The sequence below is a fragment of the Psychrobacter sp. TB20-MNA-CIBAN-0197 genome (assembly GCF_040309765.1).
GTDB classification, from domain to species: Bacteria; Pseudomonadota; Gammaproteobacteria; order Pseudomonadales; family Moraxellaceae; genus Psychrobacter; species Psychrobacter submarinus.
In genome coordinates this window covers 1-243 of sequence record NZ_JBEOPC010001235.1, presented here as the reverse complement: position 1 = coordinate 243, position 243 = coordinate 1, and the positions used below count along the sequence as shown (strand labels likewise).

Annotated in this window: 1 protein-coding gene; it reads left to right on the top strand. The window is 74.9% G+C overall.

Going from position 1 to position 243, the window contains the following annotated elements; translation table 11 throughout:
* Positions 1-243, top strand: a 243-nt coding sequence (locus tag AAEY83_RS17900) for a class I SAM-dependent methyltransferase family protein (RefSeq protein ID WP_351061375.1), incomplete at both ends; no start/stop codon positions are given.

Here is a 243-nt window from a genome sequence, read left to right as displayed (position 1 = left end):
GCATCCGCCAGCGCAAGGTGCATCTGCAGGAACTGATCGGCGCGGCGATCGGCCGCCTGCGCGGGCACGGCTCGCCGGTGCGGATCGTCGACATCGCGGCCGGCCACGGGCGCTACGTGCTCGACGCGATCGCAATGGCCGCCGAGCGCGACGGCGCGGCGCCCGACGACATCACGCTGCGCGACTACAGCCCGCCGAACGTCGAGGCCGGGCGCGTGCTGATCGCGCAGCGCGGCCTCGAGC